Origin of the sequence: Stenotrophomonas sp. S39, from assembly GCF_016624665.1 — a bacterium.
Classification (GTDB): Bacteria; Pseudomonadota; Gammaproteobacteria; order Xanthomonadales; family Xanthomonadaceae; genus Stenotrophomonas.
In genome coordinates, this window is record NZ_JACVTT010000139.1 from 1 (window position 1) to 7,873 (window position 7,873).

Genomic DNA, 7,873 nt, shown 5'->3' on the forward strand with positions numbered 1-7,873 from the left:
GCGCTGCCCAACAACTGGCAACGGAAACACAACTCCCCCCCCCGGGGGGGGGGGCCCGCCCCCGCGCCGCTGGCAGTCAACTGAAAGCCCATCGACACAGCATTCCTCCTTCTGGAGAACACCATGAAAGACCTGCTCAACCTCTTCAACCAGCAGCGCCAGACGCTGGACTTCGACGCGATCAAGATCGCGCTGGCCTCGCCGGACCTGATCCGTTCGTGGTCCTTCGGCGAAGTGAAGAAGCCGGAAACCATCAACTACCGTACCTTCAAGCCGGAGCGTGACGGCCTGTTCTGCGCCGCCATCTTCGGGCCGGTCAAGGACTACGAGTGCCTGTGCGGCAAGTACAAGCGCATGAAGCACCGCGGCGTGGTCTGCGAAAAGTGCGGCACCGAAGTGACCCTGGCCAAGGTGCGCCGCGAGCGCATGGGCCACATCGACCTGGCCTCGCCGGTCGCGCACATCTGGTTCCTCAAGTCGCTGCCGTCGCGCATCGGCCTGATGCTGGACATGACCCTGCGTGACATCGAGCGCGTGCTGTACTTCGAAGCCTACGTGGTGACCGAGCCGGGCCTGACCGCCCTGGAGCGCCGCCAGCTGCTGACCGAAGAACAGTACCTGACCGCCCGCCAGGAACACGGTGACGACTTCGACGCCGCCATGGGCGCCGAGGCCGTGTACGAACTGCTGCGCACCATCGATCTGCAGTCGGAAATGACCCGCCTGCGCGAGGAAATCGCCGCAACCGGTTCGGAAACCAAGCTCAAGCGCCTCACCAAGCGCATCAAGCTGATCGAAGCCTTCCTGGAATCGGGCAACCGTCCGGAATGGATGGTCATGACCGTGCTGCCGGTGCTGCCGCCGGACCTGCGTCCGCTGGTCCCGCTGGATGGCGGCCGCTTCGCGACCTCCGACCTGAACGACCTGTACCGCCGCGTCATCAACCGCAACAACCGCCTGCGCCGCCTGCTCGAACTGAGCGCGCCGGACATCATCGTGCGCAATGAAAAGCGCATGCTGCAGGAATCGGTCGATGCGCTGCTGGACAACGGCCGTCGCGGCCGTGCCATCACCGGCACCAACAAGCGCCCGCTGAAGTCGCTGGCCGACATGATCAAGGGCAAGCAGGGCCGCTTCCGCCAGAACCTGCTGGGCAAGCGCGTCGACTACTCGGGCCGTTCGGTCATCGTGGTCGGCCCGTACCTGCGCCTGCACCAGTGCGGCCTGCCGAAGAAGATGGCGCTCGAGCTGTTCAAGCCGTTCGTCTTCGCCAAGCTGCAGCGTCGTGGCCTGGCCACCACCATCAAGGCCGCCAAGAAGCTGGTCGAGCGCGAAGAAGCCGAAGTCTGGGACATCCTGGAAGAGGTCATCCGCGAACATCCGGTCATGCTGAACCGTGCGCCGACCCTGCACCGCCTGGGCATCCAGGCGTTCGAGCCGGTGCTGATCGAAGGCAAGGCCATCCAGCTGCACCCGCTGGTCTGCACCGCGTTCAACGCCGACTTCGACGGTGACCAGATGGCCGTCCACGTGCCGCTCTCGCTGGAAGCCCAGCTGGAAGCGCGTGCGCTGATGATGTCGACCAACAACATCCTGTCGCCGGCCAACGGCGAGCCGATCATCGTGCCGTCGCAGGACGTCGTGCTGGGTCTGTACTACATGACCCGCTCGCTGGAAAACAAGAAGGGCGAGGGCATGGCCTTCGCCAACATCGCCGAAGTGAAGCGCGCCTACGACAACCGCGTGGTGGAACTGCACGCACGCGTCAAGGTCCGCATCACCGAAGTGGTGACCGACGAAGAAGGCAACAAGCAGAACAAGACCTCGATCGTGGACACCACGATCGGTCGCGCCCTGCTGGCTGAAATCCTGCCGGAAGGCCTGCCGTTCGCGCTGGCCAACACCGAGCTGACCAAGAAGAACATCAGCCGCCTGATCAACTCCAGCTACCGCCAGCTGGGCCTGAAGGACACGGTCGTGTTCGCCGACAAGCTGATGTACACCGGCTTCGCTTACGCGACCCGCGCCGGCGTCTCCATCGGCATCGACGACATGCTGATCCCGGACGAGAAGAAGGGCATCCTCACCGAGGCCGAAGCCGAAGTGCTGGAAATCCAGGAGCAGTACCAGTCGGGCCTGGTCACCGCCGGCGAGCGCTACAACAAGGTGGTCGACATCTGGTCGCGCACCAATGAGCGCATCGCCAAGGCGATGATGGACACCATCGGTACCGAGAAGGTCGTCAATGCCAAGGGCGAGACCATCGACCAGAAGTCGATGAACTCGCTGTACATCATGGCCGACTCCGGTGCGCGTGGTTCGCAGGCGCAGATCCGTCAGCTGGCCGGCATGCGCGGCCTGATGGCGCGTCCGGACGGCTCGATCATCGAGACGCCCATCAAGGCGAACTTCCGCGAAGGCCTGAACGTGCAGGAGTACTTCAACTCCACCCACGGTGCCCGTAAGGGTCTGGCCGATACCGCGCTGAAGACCGCGAACTCGGGTTACCTGACCCGTCGTCTGGTCGACGTCGCGCAGGACGTGGTCATCACCGAGGTGGATTGCGGTACCACCGAAGGCCTGATCATGACCCCGATCGTGGAAGGCGGCGACGTGGTCGAGCCGCTGAAGGATCGCGTGCTGGGTCGCGTGGTTGCCGAGGACGTGTTCCTGCCGGGCAACGACGAAGATCCGATCGTCACCCGCAACACCCTGCTGGACGAAGCCTGGGTCGCCAAGCTGGAAGACGCCGGCGTGCAGAGCATCAAGGTGCGTTCGACGATCTCGTGCGAATCGGCCTTCGGTGTCTGCGGCCGCTGCTACGGCCGCGATCTGGCCCGTGGCCACCTGGTCAACATCGGTGAAGCGGTCGGCGTCATCGCTGCCCAGTCCATCGGTGAGCCGGGTACCCAGCTGACCATGCGTACGTTCCACATCGGTGGTGCGGCGTCGCGAGCTGCTGCGGTCGACAACATCACCGTCAAGACCACCGGCTCGGTCAAGTTCAGCAACCTCAAGTCGGTCGAGCACGCCAACGGCTCGCTGGTGGCAGTGTCGCGTTCGGGCGAAATCTCGGTGCTCGATGCCCACGGCCGTGAGCGTGAGCGTTACAAGCTGCCGTACGGTGCGACCATCACCTCGAAGGACGGTGATGCGATCAAGGCTGGCCAGACCGTGGCCAACTGGGATCCGCATAACCACCCGATCGTGTCGGAAGTTGCCGGCTTCATCCGCTTCATCGACTTCGTTGACGGCATCACCGTCATCGAGAAGACCGACGAGCTGACCGGCCTGGCGTCGCGCGAAATCACCGATCCGAAGCGTCGTGGTGCCCAGGCCAAGGACCTGCGCCCGATCGTGCGCATCGTCGACGCCAAGGGCAACGACCTGTCCATCCCGGGCACCGATCTGCCGGCGCAGTACCTGCTGCCGCCGCGTTCGATCGTCAACCTGCAGGACGGCGCCGCAGTGGGCGTGGGCGACGTGGTCGCCAAGATCCCGCAGGAAGCGTCGAAGACCCGCGACATCACCGGTGGTCTGCCGCGCGTGGCCGATCTGTTCGAAGCCCGCAAGCCGAAGGATCCGGCGGTGCTGGCCGAGCGTTCGGGCATCATCAGCTTCGGCAAGGACACCAAGGGCAAGCAGCGCCTGATCATCAAGGACACCGATGGTTCGGAACACGAAGAGCTGATCCCGAAGTACCGCCAGGTCATCGTGTTCGAAGGCGAGCATGTCACCAAGGGTGAAACCATCGTGGACGGCGAGCCGAGCCCGCAGGACATCCTGCGCCTGCTGGGTGTCGAACCGCTGGCCGCCTACCTGGTGAAGGAAATCCAGGACGTGTACCGCCTGCAGGGCGTGAAGATCAACGACAAGCACATCGAGGTCATCACCCGCCAGATGCTGCGCAAGGTCGAGATCACCGACCAGGGCAGCAGCAAGTTCCTGAACGGCGAACAGGTGGAGCGCCAGCGCGTAATCGAGGAGAATGCGCGCCTGTCGACCCGCAACGAGCTGCCGGCGCACTTCGATCCGGTCCTGCTGGGTATCACCAAGGCATCGCTGGCGACCGAATCGTTCATCTCGGCCGCTTCGTTCCAGGAAACCACCCGCGTGCTGACCGAAGCTGCCGTCCGCGGCACCAAGGACAACCTGCGCGGCCTGAAGGAAAACGTCATCGTCGGCCGTCTGATCCCGGCCGGTACCGGTCTGTCGTACCACAGCAGCCGCCGCCGCGGCGCTTCGGGTCTCACCGACTCGGAGATGCAGGCCCTGACCGGCACCCCGGCGGCCGTCGAAGCTCCGGCCGTTGAAGCCGAAGCTGAACAGGCGTCTGGCGAAGAATGAGGTATCAGGTCCGGCCGGTAGAGTCGAGCTTGCTCGACTGCACCGGTCGGCCATTGGGAAAGGGCAGGGGGGATCGTCCGCGATCCTCCCGGCCAACCTGAACGGGGTGCACGGAGGCTCCCCAGTAACGTTCCAGGATCAGGAACGGGCTTGACAGGAGGCGTTTGACTGCTTTCCTGACAGGTTGCTACAATCGTCTGTCTCAGCAGGCCAGAATTTTGGCCTGCTTTAACATTTCCGCATCTCTGGCCGGATTTCCGGCCACCAATCAGAAGAACCTACTGATGGCGACGATCAACCAGCTGGTCCGCAAGCCGCGGCAAGCTACTACGTACAAGAGTGCCTCGCCGGCGCTCGACAAGTGCCCGCAGCGCCGTGGCGTCTGCACGCGCGTTTACACCACCACCCCGAAGAAGCCGAACTCGGCTCTCCGCAAGGTTGCCAAGGTCCGCCTGACCAACCAGGAAGAAGTCATTTCCTACATCGGCGGCGAAGGCCACAACCTGCAGGAGCACTCCGTGGTCCTGATCCGTGGCGGTCGCGTCAAGGATCTGCCGGGTGTGCGTTACCACACCGTTCGTGGCTCGCTCGACGCCGCCGGCGTTGCCAAGCGTCGCCAGGCCCGTTCCAAGTACGGCGCCAAGCGTCCGAAGGCATAAGGAGAGACCACTATGTCGCGTAAGGGTAATACTCCGCAGCGTTCCGTCCTGCCGGATCCGAAGCACGGAAGCGAAACCATCGCCCGTTTCATCAACATGGTCATGCTGAGCGGCAAGAAGTCCGTCGCTGAGAAGATCGTGTACGGTGCCATGGACGTCATCGCCGAGAAGAACGCCAACTCGATCGAGCTGGTGCAGAAGGCTCTGGACAACGTCGCTCCGTCGGTCGAAGTCAAGTCGCGCCGTGTCGGTGGTGCCACCTACCAGGTGCCGGTCGAAGTGCGTGCATCGCGCAAGATGGCTCTGGCCATGCGCTGGCTGATCGACTCCGCGCGCAAGCGTGGTGAGAACACCATGCCGAAGAAGCTGGCTGCTGAACTGATCGACGCCTCGGAAAACCGTGGCGGCGCCATCAAGAAGCGCGAAGAAACCCACCGCATGGCCGAAGCCAACAAGGCCTTCGCCCACTACCGCTGGTGAGTTTGACGGCCTTGTAAAACAGGCAGGGCAGCACCACATCGGTGCTGCCTCGCGGCCCCGGAAGGGCTGCGCCAATCCGAAGGCCGCCGCAAGGCGGCGTTCGGCCATCCGAAATCCAAGAAATCTGAGAGGCTCCCCGTGGCCCGTTCCACTCCCATCGAGCGTTACCGTAACTTCGGCATCATGGCTCACATCGATGCCGGCAAGACCACCACGTCCGAGCGCATCCTGTTCTACACCGGCAAGAGCCACAAGATCGGTGAAGTGCACGACGGCGCCGCCACCATGGACTGGATGGAGCAGGAGCAGGAGCGTGGCATCACGATCCAGTCCGCTGCCACCACCGCGTTCTGGAAGGGCATGGACAAGTCCCTGCCGGAACACCGCTTCAACATCATCGACACCCCCGGGCACGTCGACTTCACCATCGAAGTCGAGCGTTCGCTGCGCGTGCTCGATGGCGCGGTGTTCGTGCTGTGTGCCGTCGGTGGCGTGCAGCCGCAGTCGGAAACCGTGTGGCGCCAGGCCAACCGTTACAAGGTGCCGCGCATTGCGTTCGTCAACAAGATGGACCGCACCGGCGCCAACTTCTACAAGGTCCGTGACCAGCTGAAGGCCAAGCTCGGCGCTGTCGCCGTGCCGATGCAGCTGCCGATCGGTGCCGAAGACGGCTTCAAGGGCGTCGTCGACCTGCTGAAGATGAAGGCCATCCATTGGGATGAAGCCTCGCAGGGCATGAAGTTCGAGTACGGCGACATCCCGGCCGACCTGCAGGAAAAGGCTGAAGAAGCCCGTACCTACATGATCGAAACCGCGGCAGAAGCCAGCGAAGAGCTGATGGAAAAGTACCTGGGCGGCGAAGAGCTGGCCGAGGCCGAAATCATCAACGCGCTGCGTACCCGTACCCTGGCCACCGAAATCGTCCCGATGTACTGCGGTTCGGCGTTCAAGAACAAGGGCGTGCAGGCCATGCTCGACGGCGTGATCCAGCTGCTGCCGTCGCCGGTCGACGTGCCGGACGTGACCGGTACCGACGTGGATGACGAAAACGTCGCCATGACCCGCAAGTCCGACGACAAGGCTCCGTTCTCGTCGCTGGCCTTCAAGATCATCACCGATCCGTTCGTCGGCGCGCTGACCTTCTTCCGTGTCTACTCGGGCACCCTGAACGGTGGCGACACCGTCCTGAACTCGGTGAAGGGCAAGAAGGAGCGCATCGGCCGCATCCTGCAGATGCATTCGAACAACCGCGAAGAAATCAAGGAAGTTCTGGCCGGTGACATCGCCGCTGCCGTGGGCCTGAAGGACACCACCACCGGTGACACCCTGTGCTCGATCGACCAGCCGATCATCCTGGAGCGCATGACGTTCCCGGAACCGGTGATCTCGATGGCTGTCGAGCCGAAGACCAAGTCGGACCAGGAAAAGATGGGTCTGGCCCTGGGCCGTCTGGCGCAGGAAGATCCGTCGTTCCGCGTCAAGACCGACGAAGAATCCGGCCAGACCATCATCTCGGGCATGGGCGAGCTGCACCTGGACATCATCGTCGACCGCCTGAAGCGCGAGTTCAACGTTGAAGCCAACGTCGGCGCGCCGCAGGTTGCCTACCGCGAAACCATCACCCTGGCCGACGTCAAGTCGGACTACAAGCACGCCAAGCAGTCCGGTGGTAAGGGTCAGTACGGTCACGTCGTGATCGAGCTGTCGCCGATCACCGCTGAAGACCGCGCCGATGCGAAGATCGCTCCGCTGATCAAGGACGACTTCCTGTTCGTCAATGACATCACCGGCGGCGTGATTCCGAAGGAATTCATTCCTTCGATCGAAAAGGGCCTGCGCGAAACCATCACCAGCGGTCCGCTGGCTGGCTTCCCGGTGGTGGACGTGAAGGTCAAGCTGGTCTTCGGTTCGTACCACGACGTCGACTCCTCGGAAATGGCGTTCAAGCTGGCATCGTCGATGGCCTTCAAGCAGGGCTTCGCCAAGGCCAAGCCGGTGCTGCTGGAGCCGATCATGAAGGTCGAGATCGTGACCCCGGAGGATTACCAGGGTGACGTGATGGGCGACGTGAGCCGTCGTCGCGGCGTGCTGCAGGGTTCCGACACCACCGGTGACGGCTCCGCTTCGATCATCAACGCGATGATCCCGCTGGGTGAAATGTTCGGTTACGCCACTGCGCTGCGTTCGCAGACCCAGGGCCGCGCCACCTTCACCATGGAATTCGACCATTACGAGCCGGCGCCGAACAACATCGCCGAAGCCGTCATGAAGAAGGGCTGAGCCTCGCTCAGCCTCTCCTGAACCACTTACGACAATCAAGGGATACAACAATGGCAAAGGGTAAGTTCGAGCGCACCAAGCCGCACGTCAACGTCGGCACCATCGGT

The 7,873-nt window shown here is 63.2% G+C and carries 4 protein-coding genes; all 4 read left to right on the forward strand.

What is annotated here, in order from left to right:
• The first annotated feature begins 123 nt into the window (after window positions 1-123).
• The gene (gene rpoC, locus IAE41_RS21045) at window positions 124-4,347 is read left to right on the forward strand and encodes a DNA-directed RNA polymerase subunit beta' (protein ID WP_079220750.1); all 4,224 of its coding nucleotides are present in this window, start codon (window positions 124-126) and stop codon (window positions 4,345-4,347) included.
• 284 nt (window positions 4,348-4,631) lie between these two features.
• On the forward strand, window positions 4,632-5,006 hold the full coding sequence (gene rpsL / locus IAE41_RS21050) for a 30S ribosomal protein S12 (RefSeq protein ID WP_004145320.1): 375 nt from the start codon (window positions 4,632-4,634) through the stop codon (window positions 5,004-5,006).
• Window positions 5,007-5,018: 12 nt separating this feature from the next.
• A complete protein-coding gene (gene rpsG, locus IAE41_RS21055; protein ID WP_079220751.1) occupies window positions 5,019-5,486 on the forward strand; it encodes a 30S ribosomal protein S7 in 468 nt (155 codons plus the stop codon).
• Between the two features lie 138 nt (window positions 5,487-5,624).
• On the forward strand, window positions 5,625-7,766 hold the full coding sequence (gene fusA, locus IAE41_RS21060) for an elongation factor G (protein WP_200734437.1): 2,142 nt from the start codon (window positions 5,625-5,627) through the stop codon (window positions 7,764-7,766).
• The last annotated feature ends 107 nt before the right edge of the window (window positions 7,767-7,873 follow it).